Source organism: Maritimibacter sp. UBA3975 (assembly GCF_002384975.1).
Taxonomy (GTDB): domain Bacteria; phylum Pseudomonadota; class Alphaproteobacteria; order Rhodobacterales; family Rhodobacteraceae; genus Maritimibacter.
Genome location: NZ_DGCP01000009.1, coordinates 1,038,437 through 1,053,424 on the forward strand (window position 1 = coordinate 1,038,437; position 14,988 = coordinate 1,053,424).

Annotated in this window: 19 protein-coding genes; 5 read left to right on the top strand and 14 right to left on the bottom strand. The window is 66.9% G+C overall.

Annotated features, from left to right (window positions below; translation table 11 throughout):
* Positions 1–33: 33 nt before the first annotated feature.
* Positions 34–717: a DUF1045 domain-containing protein gene (locus B2585_RS10205; protein ID WP_292022628.1), complete on the top strand. Its 684-nt coding sequence runs from the start codon at positions 34–36 to the stop codon at positions 715–717.
* On the opposite strand, the gene phnN is transcribed toward B2585_RS10205, so the two are convergent.
* From phnN to phnG, 8 genes are read right to left on the bottom strand one after another with little or no spacing between them, the layout of a single operon-like run.
* Positions 699–1,238, bottom strand: a complete 540-nt coding sequence (gene phnN, locus B2585_RS10210) for a phosphonate metabolism protein/1,5-bisphosphokinase (PRPP-forming) PhnN (RefSeq protein ID WP_292022631.1) — start codon at positions 1,236–1,238, stop codon at positions 699–701. The two genes, B2585_RS10205 and phnN, sit on opposite strands and share 19 nt — an antisense overlap.
* The gene (gene phnL / locus B2585_RS10215) at positions 1,235–1,918 is read right to left on the bottom strand and encodes a phosphonate C-P lyase system protein PhnL (protein ID WP_292022633.1); all 684 of its coding nucleotides are present in this window, start codon (positions 1,916–1,918) and stop codon (positions 1,235–1,237) included. The genes phnN and phnL overlap by 4 nt, the downstream gene beginning before the upstream one ends.
* Before the next feature lie 2 nt (positions 1,919–1,920).
* The gene (gene phnK, locus B2585_RS10220) at positions 1,921–2,742 is read right to left on the bottom strand and encodes a phosphonate C-P lyase system protein PhnK (protein WP_292022635.1); all 822 of its coding nucleotides are present in this window, start codon (positions 2,740–2,742) and stop codon (positions 1,921–1,923) included.
* Positions 2,739–3,605, bottom strand: coding sequence for an alpha-D-ribose 1-methylphosphonate 5-phosphate C-P-lyase PhnJ (locus tag B2585_RS10225; protein WP_292022637.1), 867 nt, complete (start codon positions 3,603–3,605; stop codon positions 2,739–2,741). The genes phnK and B2585_RS10225 overlap by 4 nt, the downstream gene beginning before the upstream one ends.
* Entirely contained in the window at positions 3,602–4,204 is a 603-nt protein-coding gene (locus B2585_RS10230) for an HAD family hydrolase (RefSeq protein ID WP_292022638.1), read from the bottom strand. The genes B2585_RS10225 and B2585_RS10230 overlap by 4 nt, the downstream gene beginning before the upstream one ends.
* Positions 4,201–5,289 (bottom strand): carbon-phosphorus lyase complex subunit PhnI, encoded by a 1,089-nt coding sequence (locus B2585_RS10235; protein WP_292022640.1) that lies wholly within the window; start codon positions 5,287–5,289, stop codon positions 4,201–4,203. Before B2585_RS10235 ends, B2585_RS10230 begins: the two co-directional genes overlap by 4 nt.
* Positions 5,289–5,858, bottom strand: a complete 570-nt coding sequence (phnH, locus tag B2585_RS10240; RefSeq protein ID WP_292022642.1) for a phosphonate C-P lyase system protein PhnH — start codon at positions 5,856–5,858, stop codon at positions 5,289–5,291. Before phnH ends, B2585_RS10235 begins: the two co-directional genes overlap by 1 nt.
* Entirely contained in the window at positions 5,858–6,322 is a 465-nt protein-coding gene (gene phnG / locus B2585_RS10245; RefSeq protein WP_292022644.1) for a phosphonate C-P lyase system protein PhnG, read from the bottom strand. The genes phnH and phnG overlap by 1 nt, the downstream gene beginning before the upstream one ends.
* Before the next feature lie 89 nt (positions 6,323–6,411).
* Between phnG and phnF the strand changes: the two genes are divergently transcribed.
* Positions 6,412–7,119, top strand: coding sequence for a phosphonate metabolism transcriptional regulator PhnF (phnF, locus tag B2585_RS10250; protein ID WP_292022646.1), 708 nt, complete (start codon positions 6,412–6,414; stop codon positions 7,117–7,119).
* On the opposite strand, the gene B2585_RS10255 is transcribed toward phnF, so the two are convergent.
* From B2585_RS10255 to phnC, 6 genes are all read right to left on the bottom strand, one after another.
* Positions 7,116–7,727: a chloramphenicol acetyltransferase gene (locus B2585_RS10255; protein WP_292022648.1), complete on the bottom strand. Its 612-nt coding sequence runs from the start codon at positions 7,725–7,727 to the stop codon at positions 7,116–7,118. The genes phnF and B2585_RS10255 overlap by 4 nt on opposite strands.
* Positions 7,727–8,362, bottom strand: a complete 636-nt coding sequence (locus B2585_RS10260; RefSeq protein ID WP_292022650.1) for an SDR family NAD(P)-dependent oxidoreductase — start codon at positions 8,360–8,362, stop codon at positions 7,727–7,729. The genes B2585_RS10255 and B2585_RS10260 overlap by 1 nt, the downstream gene beginning before the upstream one ends.
* Complete coding sequence (phnE, locus tag B2585_RS10265; RefSeq protein WP_292022652.1) at positions 8,362–9,681, bottom strand: phosphonate ABC transporter, permease protein PhnE; 1,320 nt, start codon at positions 9,679–9,681, stop codon at positions 8,362–8,364. The genes B2585_RS10260 and phnE (B2585_RS10265) overlap by 1 nt, the downstream gene beginning before the upstream one ends.
* Positions 9,681–10,532 carry a phosphonate ABC transporter, permease protein PhnE gene (gene phnE / locus B2585_RS10270; protein WP_292022653.1) on the bottom strand — a complete coding sequence of 284 codons (852 nt, stop codon included), beginning with the start codon at positions 10,530–10,532 and terminating at the stop codon, positions 9,681–9,683. The genes phnE (B2585_RS10265) and phnE (B2585_RS10270) overlap by 1 nt, the downstream gene beginning before the upstream one ends.
* Before the next feature lie 63 nt (positions 10,533–10,595).
* The gene (phnD, locus tag B2585_RS10275) at positions 10,596–11,501 is read right to left on the bottom strand and encodes a phosphonate ABC transporter substrate-binding protein (protein WP_292022655.1); all 906 of its coding nucleotides are present in this window, start codon (positions 11,499–11,501) and stop codon (positions 10,596–10,598) included.
* Between the two features lie 65 nt (positions 11,502–11,566).
* Positions 11,567–12,391: a phosphonate ABC transporter ATP-binding protein gene (gene phnC / locus B2585_RS10280; RefSeq protein ID WP_292022657.1), complete on the bottom strand. Its 825-nt coding sequence runs from the start codon at positions 12,389–12,391 to the stop codon at positions 11,567–11,569.
* Between the two features lie 201 nt (positions 12,392–12,592).
* Between phnC and B2585_RS10285 the strand changes: the two genes are divergently transcribed.
* The 3 genes from B2585_RS10285 (at position 12,593) to B2585_RS10295 (ending at position 14,985) form a co-directional block, all read left to right on the top strand.
* The gene (locus tag B2585_RS10285) at positions 12,593–13,249 is read left to right on the top strand and encodes a dienelactone hydrolase family protein (protein ID WP_292022659.1); all 657 of its coding nucleotides are present in this window, start codon (positions 12,593–12,595) and stop codon (positions 13,247–13,249) included.
* Between the two features lie 24 nt (positions 13,250–13,273).
* On the top strand, positions 13,274–14,014 hold the full coding sequence (locus tag B2585_RS10290; RefSeq protein WP_292022661.1) for a sulfite exporter TauE/SafE family protein: 741 nt from the start codon (positions 13,274–13,276) through the stop codon (positions 14,012–14,014).
* 149 nt (positions 14,015–14,163) lie between these two features.
* The gene (locus B2585_RS10295) at positions 14,164–14,985 is read left to right on the top strand and encodes an IclR family transcriptional regulator (RefSeq protein WP_292022663.1); all 822 of its coding nucleotides are present in this window, start codon (positions 14,164–14,166) and stop codon (positions 14,983–14,985) included.
* The last annotated feature ends 3 nt before the right edge of the window (positions 14,986–14,988 follow it).

Sequence of the window (14,988 nt, forward strand, 5' to 3'; positions counted from 1 at the left end):
TGATTTGTGACAAATGACGGCTACGGGGCAGCCATGACTGAATTCAGACGTTTCGCGGTCTATGCCGCGCCAAGGCCCGGCCCGCTGGCAGACTTCGCGGCCCGCTGGCTGGGCTGGGACCCGGCAGCGGGCGAGGTGCGAACGCATCCCGAGGTGCCGGGGTTGCAGCTTCCGGTCGCGAGCCTGACGGCGGCGCCGCGCAAATACGGGTTTCACGGGACGCTCAAGCCGCCGTTCCGGCTGGCCACGTCCCGCGCCGCGCTGGAGGCTTATCTGGGCGCTTTCGCCGCCGATCATGCGCCCGTGGTGCTGGACGGTCTGCGGCTGGCCCGTATCGGCCGGTTTCTGGCGCTGGTCCCGGACGGGGAGACGACAGCCCTGTCCGACCTCGCATCGGGGGTGGTCGAAGCGCTCGACCACCATCGTGCTGCACCGGGGGCCGACGAACTGACGCGGCGGCGGGCCGGGGGGCTGAGCGCGCGGCAGGAGGCCCTGCTCACCACCTTCGGCTACCCCTATGTGATGGAAGAATTCCGGTTTCACTTCACGCTGACAGGGCCGCTGGACCCCGAAGACCTCACGGCTGTGAAAAGCGCGTTGGAGCCGGTGCTCGCCCCGCTCCTGCCGCGCCCGTTCGTTCTGCGCGACCTGTGCCTGTTCGGCGAGGACGCGGCGGGCATGTTCCACCTGCTTCACCGTTACGCCCTCACCGGCTGAACGATGGCGGCGAGGCGGGTAACCGTGGCCTCCAAAGCGCCGGAATTGTCGATCTCGAACACGTCCAGCCCCTCGGGCATCGCGACGGGAGCGCGGTCGAGGCGGCGTTCAATCTCGCCCGCTGTTTCGCGGTCGCGCTGCGCAAGGCGCTTGGCCAGGACCTCGCGCCGGGCGGTCAGGTGGATGACCCGGAGGCCGGGGAAGACCTGCGCGGCCTGCGTGAGCATCGCGCGCGATCCGTTGAACAAGACGCTGTGGCCGGTGGCGAGATCGTCGCGCACCTTGGCCGGGATACCGTAAGACAGCCCGTGCGCCTGCCAGTGGAGCGCGAAATCGCCCCGGGCCGCGCGGCGCGCGAAGTCCTCCTCCGTGACGCCCACGAAATCCTCGCCCCCGGCCTCGCTGGGTCGGGTGATGACCCGGCGCACGAGGCGCACGGCGGGAAGGCGCGCGGCGACGGCCTCCATCACCGTGTCCTTTCCCACGCCTGACGGGCCGACGATGGCGAACACGCGGCTCATGCGGCGCGCGCCGGGGTATAGGCCGAGACGTCCACCTCGCGGTCCGCCACACGGTCGCGGGCGGGCGCGTCGTGAAAGATACCGATGATCGCCGCGCAGCGCCCCTTGGCCTCTTCGATCAGCGTCAGCACCGTGTCGCGGTTCGTGGCGTCGAGCGAGGCGGTCGGTTCGTCGAGCAGCATCGCCGGATAGGTGTGGGCGAAGCCCCGCGCGATGTTCACGCGCTGCTGCTCGCCCCCCGAAAACGTCGTGGGCGACAGGCCCCAGAGTGTTTCTGGGATGTTGAGCCGGGTGAGCAGGTCGCGCGCGCGGGCCAGCGCCGCCTCGCGGTCGGTGCCGACGGCGAGGAGCGGTTCGGCCACCACCTCCAGCGTTGCAACGCGGGGCACGACGCGCAGGAACTGCGAGACATAGCCGAGCGTGGTGCGCCGAAGCTCCAGTATCTCGCGCGGTGCGGCACTGGCCACGTCGATGTCGCCGATCCGGATCGACCCGGAGGCGGTGAGGTAATTGCCGTAGATCATCCGCATCAGCGTGGATTTCCCCGCGCCGGAATTGCCGGTGAGCGCGACGCATTCCCCCGGCGCCACGGCGAGTGTCGCGCCCGTCATGACCTCGATCACCGCGCCGCCCTGATTGTGCAGCGCGAAGGATTTGGAGACGTTCTCGATACGGATCATGGTCACACCTGCAGGACGGAAGAAACGAGGAGTTGGGTATAGGCGTGCTGCGGATCGTCGAGCACCTGGTCGGTGAGGCCCGCCTCGACCACATGACCCGATTTCATCACCATGAGCCGGTGGGCCAGAAGCCGCACCACGGCGAGGTCGTGGGTCACGATGATGGCCGAAAGCCCCATTTCTCGCACGAGGCCGCGCATCAGGTCGAGAAGCCGCGCCTGCACGCTCACGTCCAGCCCGCCGGTGGGTTCGTCCATGAAGACGAGCCTCGGGCCGGTGACGAGGTTTCGCGCAATCTGGAGCCGCTGCTGCATGCCACCGGAAAAGGCGCTCGGGCGGTCGTCGATGCGGGTGTCCGCGATCTCCACCCGGCCCAGCCAGTCGGTCGCGCTCTCGCGGATGGCGCCGTAGTTGCGCGCGCCCACGGCCATGAGCCGCTCGCCCACATTGCCGCCCGCCGAGACGCCCATGCGCAGCCCGTCGCGCGGGTTCTGGTGGACGAAGGCCCAGTCGGTGCGGCTGAGCATCCGCCGTTCCGGTTCGGACATGGTGACGGTGTCGCGCGGTCCCTCGGCGCGGGTGTCGAACAGGACCTCGCCCCTGTCGGGTGCGAGATGCCCGGCGAGGCAGTTGAGCAGCGTGGACTTGCCGGAGCCGGATTCGCCCACGATCCCCATGACCTCGCCCGGGTAGAGGTCGAAACTCACATCGGTGCAGCCGACATAGCTGCCGTATGTCTTGCGGATGTCGCGCACCGACAGGAGCGGCGCCGGGGCCCGCTCGTCCGCGCGGTGCGCGACCTCGCTGTGCATCGTTTCGGTCATGCCGCGTCCTCCTCGCTCAGGCGCCCGCGATGGCCCGCAGCCTGTCGCCCGGCGCAGTAATCCGTGTCGGAGCAGACGAACATCCGGCCACCGGCATCGTCCACGATCACCTCGTCGAGATAGGTGTGGTCGGCGCCGCACAGGTCACAGGGATGATCGGCCTTGGACGGGTCGAAGGGATGATCCTCGAAATCAAGGCTGACGACCCTGGTATAAGGCGGGATCGCGTAGATACGCTGCTCGCGCCCGGCGCCGAAGAGCTGGATTGCGGCCATTTCGAGCTTCGGGTTGTCGAACTTGGGGATCGGGGAGGGGTCCATGACGTAACGCCCCTCCACCTTCACCGGGTAGGCGTAGGAGGTCGCGATATGGCCGTGGCGGGCGATGTCCTCGTATAGCTTCACATGCATCAGCCCGTATTCTTCGAGGCTGTGCATCTTGCGCGTCTCGGTCTCGCGCGGTTCGAGGAAGCGCAGGGGTTCCGGGATCGGGACCTGGTAGACGAGGATCTGATCCTCGCCCAGCGGCGCCTCGGGGATGCGGTGTCGGGTCTGGATCACGGTCGCTTCGGCCGTGTGCTCGGTCGTCGCCACCTGCGCGGTGCGCTCAAAGAACTTGCGGATCGAGACGGCGTTCGTCGTGTCGTCCGCCCCCTGGTCGATCACCTTGAACGTGTCGGACGGGGTGAGGCAGGCCGCCGAGACCTGCACCCCGCCCGTGCCCCAGCCATAGGGCATCGGCATCTCGCGCGAGGCGAAGGGGACCTGATAGCCGGGGATCGCCACGCCCTTGAGGATCGCGCGCCGGATCATGCGTTTCGTCTGTTCGTCGAGATAGGCGAAGTTGTAGGCTTGGTCGGTCACAGCAGGCCCCTTTCGATCAGGTCGGTTTCCAGTGCCTCGGGGGTGGTGAACAGAACCGCGTCCATGCCGGCGGCCCTGGCGCCTTCGACGTTGCGGGCGCTGTCGTCGATGAAGAGGCAGTCGGCGGCCGCCACCCCGGCGCGCGCGCACAGCGTGTCGAAGATCCGGGCGTCGGGTTTGAGGAGTTTCTCCTCGCCCGAGACGACCGTCACGCCGAAGGCGGTGTCGAGGCGCGGGTGGGTGGCGCGGCCCGTCGGAAACGTCTCGGCCGACCAGTTGGTGATCGCGTGGAGGGTGACGCCCCTGGCCTTGAGCCGGTCGATGAGCGTCCATGTCCCCTCGATGGCCGTGGGCACGGAGCGGGCGAAGTTGCTGACGTAGCCCATCAGGCGCAGGCGGTCCTCGGGATCGTCGATCTCGGCTGCGAGGTCGGCAAACCGTTCGCCCGCATCCGCGCGCAGGTTCTTGTCGGCGAAATCGATCCGGTCGAGGAAGGCGCGCACCGCCGCCTCGCTCTCCATGTCCGGCAGCCAGACCAGCACCGGATCCCAATGGACGAGCACGCCGCCCAGATCGAACACCACAATAGACGCGCTCATTCCGCGGCCTCCTTCATGTCGGACTGCGCCGCCTCGCGCCGGAGTTTGCGCACCAGTTCCAGTTCGGACTGGAAGTCGACGTAGTGCGGCAGCTTGATATGTTCGAGGAAACCGGTCGCCTGAATATTGTCCGCATGGGCGAGCACGAATTCCTCGTCCTGCGCGGGCGCGCCTTCGCTGTCCTCGCCCAGCTCCTCCCACCTCAGCGCCCGGTCCACGAGCGCCATCGAGATCGCCTTGCGCTCGGTCTGCCCGAAGACGAGGCCATAACCACGCGTGAACTGCGCCGGTTCGGTGCGCGAGCCTGTGAACTGGTTGACGGTTTCGCATTCGGTGAGGGTCACCTCGCCGATGTCGACTGCGAACCCAAGCTCGGGAATGTCCATTTCGACCGACACGCGGCCGATGCGCAACTCGCCCACGAAGGGGTGGTTGCGGCCATAGCCGCGTTGGGTGGAATAGGCCATCGAGAGGACGAAGCCCTCGTCGCCGCGGGTGAGCGCCTGCAATCGCAGGGGGCGGCCCGCCGGGTATTCCATCGGCTGACGGGTCATGTCCGGGGGCGCCTCGTCGCTGTGCTCCTCGGCCTGGATCAGCCCGTCGCGGTCGAGATACTCGGTCACGCGGGGCATCTCGCCCTCCTGCGGCGCGGCGGTTTCCGCGCGCGGGTCCAGCCCCTCGGCCTCAAGCGCGAAATCCAGAAGCCGGTGGGTATAGTCGAAGGTGGGTCCAAGCACTTGCCCGCCCGGCACGTCCTTGAACGTCGCCGAAATGCGCCGGTCACAGGCCATTGCGCCGGTGTCCACGGGTTCGGCGTGACCGATGCGGGGCAGCGTGGTGCGGTAGGCGCGGATCAGGAAGATCGCCTCGATCAGGTCGCCCCGCGACTGCTTGATCGCCAGCGCGGCGAGGTCGGGGTCATAGAGCGAGCCTTCGGCCATCACCCGGTTCACGGCAAGGCTCATCTGCTCGCGGATCTGGGCGACGGTGAGTTCGGCGACGGCGGTATCCCCGCGCCGCTCCTCGGCGAGCCAGGCGTGCGCGTTGTCGATGGCGCGCTCACCCCCTTTGACGGCGACATACATCAGCCGGCCTCCACGTTGGTCGAGCGGGGCAGACCGGCGATCCGGTCGCCCGCGGTGAAAAGGCTGTCGAGCCCGAGCGGGAAGCGGGCGTGGTTCGCCCGGAACGGCGCGATGTCGGGCAAGGCGAGGTGCGCCTCGGTTTCGATCCCCGGCCCGGTGAGGCGCGCGCCGGTGGCGGCAAGCGCGTCCATCTCCACGATCAGGGTGGTCGAGCGGTCCGGATACTCCGGCGTGCCGACCGGGAATGCGTCGAGCGGGGTGAGCGCGGGCCATGTGCCCAGCGCGAACATGGCGTGACTCCGGCCGACGAGCGGCGCGCCGATGTGAAAGGCGATCCAGTCACGCACGGGCTGCTTGTCGTGGTCGCCCGCGAGGTGGAGCGGCGTTTCCGCGTCGCAGAGCGTGAGGAGCAGCGTTGCGGCGGCGGGTGAGACCGGCGCGGGCGCCTCGGCCCCCGAAATTCGTTCGATCCGCCCGGGCCGCGCCAGCGCGTTCAGCGCGGCGCGGAAAGCATGGGCCGACTGGACAGGTGCGTCCGCGAACCCACCCGTGAGTGCGTTGCCGTCCATCAGTCCTCTCCCCTGACCATCGTGAAGAAATCGACCTTTGTCGCGGCGGCCTTGGCCGCGCGGGCGCCTGCTCGGGTCGTCGCTGCCTCGTCCAGCGGGGCGAGCACCGCTTCGCGGATCACCTCCGCCCGGTCGGTCTGCATCAGCGCATCAACCACTGCGGCCCGTTCGGCGTGGGTCTTGTCGCGCCCCTGCACATAGGCATGGCCGACTTCGCCACTGTCGAGCTTGAGCGCGCAGCGGGTCACGGTCATCTCGCCAAGGTTGAAGGGCGCGCCGGTGCCGCCCATCCGCCCGCGCAGCATGACGCCGCCGATCTGGGGCGGGCGGAGCCAGACGAAACCCGGAGCCGGGACGTCGCGCATCAGCGCGGCGAGTTCGGCGGGCCGCGCCTTGGCGAGCAGGCTCATCCAGCCTTTGCGCGCGGCGCTCTTCGGCGTGATCTCGGGGGCGGTCGTGGTCATTGGACACCTTGCCGATTTGTCTAGGTTACTATACAACTAGACAAGTATTGCCACAGCGAGGCGGACGAGTCCCGTGAAGATTTCGTGACATGACGCGCACCCCGGTCTGGAAGTCGATCACCGAGACGCTGGAGGGCGAGATCGCCGGGGGGAACTATCGCCCGGGCGACAAGCTGCCGACCGAGGCGGCGCTGTCGTCGCGCTTCGGAGTGAACCGGCACACGGTGCGTCGGGCGCTCTCGGACATGGCGGAGCGCGGCATCGTCCATTCGCGCCGCGGCGCGGGCGTGTTCGTCACGGCCGAACCGACCCTCTACCCCATCGGCAGACGCACCCGGTTTCACCAGAACATCGGCGCGACCGGGCGGCTGCCGCAAAAAAAGGTGCTGCGGGTCGAGGTGCGTCCTGCGGACGTCACCGAGGCAACCGCCCTCGCCATCGCCCCCGGTGCGCCGGTCACGGTCTACGAGGGGCTTTCGCTCTCCGGGGCGCAGGCCGTCGCACTGTTCGTCAGCATCTTTTCCGCCGAGCGCCTGCCGGGTCTGGCAGGGACTTTCGGCGAGGTCACCTCGGTCACCGAGGCGCTGCGGCTGAACGGCGTGGAGGATTACCTGCGCGCCGAGACGCAGGTTACGGCGGAACGCGCGAGTGCGACGCTGGCGCTCCACCTCGCGCTGCGCGAGGGCGATCCGCTGCTCAAAACCGTCGGGCTGAACCGGACGCTGGAGGGCGCCCCGCTCGAACACGGGCTGACGTGGTTCGCGGGCGACCGCGTGACGCTGACCTTCGCGCCCTAGGCGTATTTTTCGAGGAACGCCTCGATCTCCATATTCCGGAAATCATCGAGACGCGCGCGCAGGGTGGCGTGGTCCCAATCCCACCAGGCGAGTGCCATGAGCCGCTCTGAAATGGCGTCGGGGAAGCGCGCGCGGATCGGCCTGGCGGGCACGCCCGCGACGATGGTGTAGGGCGCCACGTCGCGCGTCACCATCGACTGCGCGGCGACCACCGCGCCGTGGCCGACGGTCACCTCGGGCTTCACCACCGCGTTGTGGCCGATCCAGGTGTCGTGCCCGATATGGGCTGTGCGCGCCGCGCGGCGCGCGAAGAAATCCGCGTCCAATTCGGCATCGTCCCAATAATCGGCGGAGCGGTAGAGGAAATGGTGCTGCGAGGCGCGGTCCATCGGGTGATCGGTCGGGCCGATCCGGCTGAAGGCCGCGATGTTGGCGAACTTGCCGATGCGGGCGTTCGCGATCTCTGCATAGCGGTCGCAGTAGGAATAGTCGTCAATATGGGTGTGGAGCACCCGGCTCCCCTCCCCGATCTCGACGAAACGGCCCATCGTCACCTCATGCAGATGGGCGCCTGCGTGGATCACGGGGTCGTCGCCCAGCTTTGCCATCAGAACGCCCGTTCTTCGCCCGAGAAACGAAAGAACTTGCCGGTGTCGGCAATGGTCAGGCGGTCCGCGATATCGAGGAAACCGCGCGCGACCGCGACGGGATCCTCTTCGGCCGTGTCGCCGCCCATGTCCGTGCGCACCCAGCCGGGATCGAGCAGGACCACGGGGATCGCGTCCGGCGCGAGGTCGGTGGCGAGCCCCTGCATCTCCTTGTTCAGCGCGGCCTTGGAGGCGCGGTAGGCGATGCGATCGGACTTGGCATAGCCCATCCACGACATCTGCGACGACACATTGAGGATTCGCGGCGCGTCGGACTGGCGCAGGGCCGGCAGGAGCGCATGGGCCACGGCGAGCGGCGCGAAGGTGTTGATGCGGAAAGTCTGTTCGAAGCCATGCGCCTCGAGGCCGTCGCCCGCCGACATCGCCGGGCCGATGATGCCGGCGTTGTTGATGAGCACGTCCACCGGCCCTTCGATGGCACCGAAGGCCGCCGGGATCGTGTCGAGCGCCGCGAGGTCGCAGGCCACGTCGCCCGACGTGCGCCCGTGGCGGATCACGCTATGCCCGCGCGCCTCCGCCTCGGCAGCCAGCGCCGCGCCGATGCCCCGGTTCGCCCCGGTAGTCAGGATGTTCATCATTCCCCCTTGATCAACTTCCGGCGCAACCAGCCGGAGAGCGAGTCCATGGCCATGACCATAAGAACCACGAGGATGATGTAATAGGTGACTTCTTCCCAGTCCTTCTGCGTGATCATCGCCTGCGTGAGCAGGAGCCCGATCCCGCCCCCTGTGATCGCGCCGATGATCGTCGCGCTGCGGGTGTTGGATTCGAAGAAATAGAGGACCTGGCTCAGAAGCACGGGCGTGATCTGCGGGATGACCCCGAAGCGGTAGCGGTGGGCGGTGGCCGCACCTGTAGAGGCGACGCCTTCGATCTGCTTGCCATCCACGTTCTCAAGCGCCTCGGAAAACATCTTGCCGAACGAGCCCGTGTCGGTGAGCAGGATCGCCAGCGCGCCGGTCATCGGACCGGGGCCGAAAGCGCGGGCGAGGATGATGGTCCAGATCAGCCCGTCGATGCCGCGAAACAGGTCGAACATGCGGCGCAAGGCAAAGCGCAGCGGTCCGAGCGGGGTGAAGTTCTTTGCCGCGAGAAATGCGAGCGGGAGCGAGATGACGGCCGCGCCGAAGGTGCCGAGGAAGGCCATGAGGATGGTCTCGAACAGCGCCCAGGCGACATGACTGTGGCTCCACATCGTATTGTGCCAGAAATCGTGCCACGCCCCGGCGAAGTTCGAGCGTTCGGGGTCGATGCGCGGGCCGAATACGATCTCGCCCACCCCGTGATCCTTGTAGGGGCTTTCGAAGGTGAACCAGAACAGCTCCCACCCCGGGAAGTAGTTGAACACCTCGGTCCGGTTGCGGGTGAAGGACACGCGCCCCTCATCCGTGGTGATCGCCAAACGGGTACGCGACAGGCTGATCCAGTCCGGCACCGGCTCTTCGAGGTTCGTGACGACGTCGCGCCCCTCCATTCCGGCCTCGATGGTGCCGAAGTCGGGAAGCTCCACCGACAGGCGCGTGTCGGGCAGGAAGGTGACGATCTGGCCGCCGCCGAGGTCGATGACGGTCGTCTCGCCCTGCATGTCGACCCAGTCGGGGGTGACGCCCGGGGGGTATTCGCCCTTGCGCTCACCCTCGATCGAAACCTCGGTCGTGCCGTCGCGGTTGTCGCGGGTCACATGGGTCTTGTAGCTCACCATGTCCGAGGTGAGCGTGCGCGCGTTGTCCATCCGGGCGCGGTCGGCGAGGCCCGGAATGTCGAAGGCGAAGAAGACATAGGCGAGGTAGGCGGCGACCACGACCGGGAGGCCGATGGCCAGCGCCTTTTTCCGGGCGAAGCGGGTGTCGATCCGGGCGCGCAGGTCGCCCGCGGAGATCACGTCAGTCGGCATCAGTGCGCCCCCTCTCCGGTCAGGCGGTTGCGGATATGGCTGGATATCTGGTCGAAGAAGACGATGGTGAGGAACAGCAGGATGAAGATGGCGGCTGCCTCGTCATACTTGCCCTGCCCCCAACTCATCGCGTTCTTGAGTTCGTAGCCGAGGCCCCCCGCCCCCACGAAGCCAAGGATAGCGGAGGCACGGATGTTGATCTCGAACCGGAGCAGCGCGTAGCTGAAGTAATTCGGCGAGACTTGCGGGATGATGCCCAGCCACATGCGCTGGCCCCAGCGGGCGCCGACCGAGGCGAGGCCCTCGACGGGCTTCAGGTCGGCGTTCTCGTTCACCTCGGAAAAGAGCTTGCCGAGTGCGCCAGAGGTGTGAAAGGCGATGGCGATCATCGCGGGCACCGGCCCGCCGCCCAGCACGAAGATCAAGACCAGCGCGACCACGATTTCCGGCACCGCGCGCATGATGTCCATGACCCGGCGGAACAGCCCCGTAAGGCGTGGCCAGCGTGCGATGCCCCGGGTGGACAGGAGCGAGAGCAGCGTGCCGAAAATCGTCCCGACGAGCGTGGCGACCGCAGCGATGTTGAGCGTTTCCACCAGCGACGGGAAGTAGGTCACGAGATGGCCGGGAAGCTGGTCGAGCTTCGGGGCCGTATCCTCCCACACCGCGGCGGGGAAATCGAAGACGTTGAGGATGCCGTCCCAGAACCCGCCGGCATTTCGGCTGTCGGCCAGCGTGAAACCGGAGATCATCAGGAGCGCGAAAATCGCGAGCATGATGCCGCCGTAGAGCCGTTTGCGGGCGACGAGCGCGACATAGTTCGCGCGAAAGTCGGTCTCGACGAAGGACATGGCAGATTCCTTGAAAAAAGGCCCCGCCGGAAACCGGCGGAGCCCGATGGTGCTTAAATCCTGTTACTCGGACTTCGCCTTTCGGGCCTCGATGATCGAGAGGTAGGCGTCGTGCGTGATCGGGTCGAAGCCGAGGCTCTCACCCGCCGAGATGTTGTAGGTGCAGTCCGGATCGGCGTCGTACATGCCGTCGACCAGCTCGGTCATCGTGGCTTTCACCTCGGCCGGGAGCGCGGTGCGCAGCACGACCGGACCCTCGGGGATCGGCTTGGAGCGCCAGATTTCGACGAGGTCGTTCATGTCGACGAGGCCGGCGTCCACCGCCTTGCGCAGCGCGCCGGAGTTGTAGCCGTCTTCCCACGCGCCCTGGCCATCGGCCCAGGTCACGCCGCCGTCGATGTCGCCGTTATTGACCGCGACGATGGTCTGCTCGTGACCGCCGGTGAAGCGCACGTCGGCGAAGTATTCGCCCGGCTCCATGGTGATCGCGTCGCCAGCCTGCGGGATCTCGATGGAGGGGATCAGGTAGCCGGAGGTGGAGTTCGGGTCACCGAAACCGAAGACCTTACCTTGCATGTCCTCGAGCGAGGTGATGCCCGCGTCGCGGCGAGCGAAGCCGATGGAGTGGTAGCCGTAGGAACCGTCGAGGTTGATCTTCACCAGCGCCGGCTCGACCGCGTCCGGGTCCTGCAGGTAGGTGGCAGCATAGCCGGACGCGCCGAGCCAGGCCATGTCGATAGTGCCGCCCAGAAGTCCCTGAATGACGCCGGCGTAGTCGGCCGGGGCGAAGAGCTTGACCGGAACGCCCAGCGCCTCTTCGGCATACTCTTTCAGGCATTCATGGTTGGCCAGACGGTCCTGGGCGTTCTCGCCGCCGAGGATGCCGATGTTGAAGCCGTCGATCTCCTGACCGAAAGCGGTACCCGTGAGGGCGGTGGTGGTGAGCGCAGCAGCGATCAGTTTCTTCATCTTACTCTCCAGTGGTTGTGCCCGCTGACGTTCGGCAGATGCGGACGGGTGATGAAACGGGGCGATCAGACCTGCACCTTGGCGATGAGGCGCTCGGCCTCCTCGACAGGTTCGTGGTCGTTGATCGCGGTCGAGGTGGCGCCTTCGGAGAAATCGGCCCCGGCGCCGTAGATGTCGCGCGCGACCCCGGTGGTGAGCTGCGCGGGCGTGCCGTCAAAGACGATCCGTCCGTCGCGCATCCCGATAATCCGGTCGCAGTAGCGGCGCGCGGTGTCGAGCGTGTGAAGGTTCGCGATGACCATGCGCCCGTCTTCCTCGTGGATGCGCCGAAGCGCCTCCATCACGGTCTGGGCGTTCATCGGGTCGAGCGAGGCGATGGGTTCGTCGGCGAGGATGATCTTGGGGTCCTGCATGAGCGCGCGGGCGATGGCCACGCGTTGCTGCTGGCCGCCCGAGAGCGCCTCGGCGCGTTTGGCCGCGTGTTCGGCGACGCCCAGACGTTCGAGGATGTCGATGGCGCGGTGGATGTCGTCGCGCGGGAAGAGGTTGAACATCGTGGCGAGGGTCGAGCGGCGGCCCAGCGTGCCGTGAAGCACGTTCGACACCACGTCCATGCGCGGCACGAGGTTGAACTGCTGAAAGATCATGGCGCAGTCGGCCTGCCACTCCCGCCGCGCGCGGCCGGTGAGCGTGAGCACGTCGCGGCCTTCGAAACTCAGCTCCCCCGAACTCGCATCGGTCAGCCGGTTCATCATCCGAAGGAAGGTGGACTTGCCTGCACCGGACCGACCGATGATCCCGATCATCTTCGGTTCGTCCACGGTGAAGCTGGCGTTGTCGACGGCCGTATTGGTTCCGAACCGCTTGGTCAGCGCTTTGACGACGAGCATGTATCCCCCGATCTGTTCTGCCGGGGGTCTAGGAGCGTCAGAACACGCTCGCGTGACAGTTTTGAAAAACATTTGTGACGACCGCCCGCCGCGAAGGTCTGTGGGGCGGACGGATCGGACGATTGCGACCGTAACGCGTGCGGGCTACCGTGGCCTGCGCGGGCGTGCGAACCCGTTCGACACAAACACCGGGACAGTCACATGATGGAATCGCTCACCGCCGCCGACGGCCACCAATTCGAATGCTGGATGCATCCGGCGCAGGGCACGGCCCGGGGCGGGATCGTGATCTTGCAGGAAATCTTCGGTGTCACGGACCAGCTCAAGGGCGTCGCGGAGATGTATGCCGCCGAAGGGTATGACGTCGCGATTCCCGCGCTGTTCGACCGTCAGGCCCCGGGTCAGGTCATTTCGTTCGACGACGCCCCGAAGGGACGCGATCTGATGCTTTCCGCCGATCCGGGGGAGACGATGATGGACACGGATGCCGCCGTTCAGGCGCTGAAGGCCAAGGGCCACAAGGTGGGCGTCATGGGATTCTGCTGGGGTGGTGGCCTTGCACTGCGGGCCGCGCAGACGCTCGACGTGGATGCTGCGGTGTCCTTTTACGGCACCCGGCTCACGCAATACCTCGACGCGCCGCTCCGCGCGCCGATGCAGGGGCATTTCGGCACGCACGACGACCACACACCCCGGGAGGTTCTGGACGAGACCAAGGCCTACCTCCCCGCGTTCGAGATGCACCTATACGAGGCCGGCCACGCCTTCGCCAATGATCTGCGCCCGAGCTATGTGGCGGAGGCGGCTGACACGGCGCACGCGCGGACCAAGGCATTTTTCGCCACGCATCTGGGCTGAACGACAACACGGGCGGCTGACGCATTGGACCCTTCGGACATCATCCTGATCGTCCTCGCATTCGCGGCGGGCGGACTTCTCAAGGGCGCGGTGGGCGCCGGTGCGCCGCTGCTCGCCGTGCCGCTCATGGCGCTTGTGGGAGACCTTCAATTCGCGGTCGCGGTCTTCGTCCTGCCCAATATCGTGCCCAACGTCTGGCAATACTGGCTGTACCGAAGCCGCATCTCACGCCCGCGTTTCACGACGATCTTCGCGGTCGCGGGCGGCGTGGGGGCCGGGCTGGGCACGATCGCGCTGGCGGGGTGGAACCCTGACGTTCTGCTTCTTGGCGTCGGGCTCGTGCTGGTGGCCTACATCCTGTTTCGCCTGTTCAATCCGACGTGGGTTCTCTCCAACAGCATGAGCCGCATCCTCGCCCTGCCCGCAGGGTTGCTGGCCGGCGCACTTCAGGGCGCGACGGGATTGTCGGCCCCGGTGTCGATCACCTTCCTCGGGTCGCTCAAGCTGCCGCGGAAGGAGTTCATGGCGACGATCTCGCTCTTCTTCCTCGCGCTCGGGATCGTGCAACTGCCCGCACAGTTCGCCTACGGCATCATGACCGGCGAACGCCTGCTCCTGAGCGCGCTGTCGCTCGTCCCGCTGCTCCTCGCCATGCCGGTGGGCAACTGGATTGGCCAGCGCCTGCCCCGCGAGACGTTCGAACGCATTATCCTCGGGATTCTCGGCGTGCTGGCGATCCGGCTGATCTACGCGGCGCTCGCCTGACCGCCGCAGGCGCGCGTCACATCCCGAAAGCGCACCAGACCCGGGCACCGCCGGGTCCAGACGCCCATACCTTGTGCAGAATTGGGTTTTCCCTGCAAATTCGTTCGCTTATGAATATAAGTGTTCAAATATGTGCAGGTTGCGTAGCCATGTCAGACACTCAGACCTCAGACGAAAAGGTGAGCCCGGCCTATTCCGTGCCCCCGGTAGAACGCGCCTTTCGACTGTTGCGCCATATCGCGGCGGGCAACCGATGCCGGAACCTGAACAAGACCGCGAAAGAGATCGGCATCAACCGCACCACGTTGATCCGACTTTTGGCCACACTGGAGGCCGAGCGCATGATCGACGCCGTGTCGGACGGGGGCGGCTACCGGCTTGGCACGGGTCTCATCACGCTCGCCTCGCAGGCGCTGAACGAACGGGGGTTGGTGCCGACGGCGCGCCCGGTGCTGCGCCAGCTGGTGGATGATCTGAACCTGTCGGCCCACCTTGGCGTGCGCGACGGGCGCGATATCGTCTACCTCGCGCGCGAAACGCCGAACTCCCACCTTGCCAGCATGGTGCGCGAAGGCACCCGCCTGCCTGCCCATGCGACGACCATCGGACGTATCCTGCTCGCTTCCATCAGCACGCGGGAGTTGAAGGAAATCTATGCGGGCCAGTCGCTCAAGGCGTTCTCGGACAAGACCCGCACGACATTGGACGACCTGCTGAGGCAGCTGGAAAGCGACAGGGCGCAGGGCATTTCGTGGAGCGTGGCGAATTTCGAGCCCGACATCGGCTCGGCCGCGGTCGCGATCTACGATCATCAGGGGCAAGCCGTCGCTGCGATCAACGTGACCGGCCATGCTAGCACCTTCGCATCGGATGGCCCGATGGTCGAAGAGATCGAGGAAAAGCTCAAGGGTGCTGCGCGTGAGATTTCCGAGGCGCTCGGCTATCGCGGCTGGGGTGCGGATCAGATGTGACCG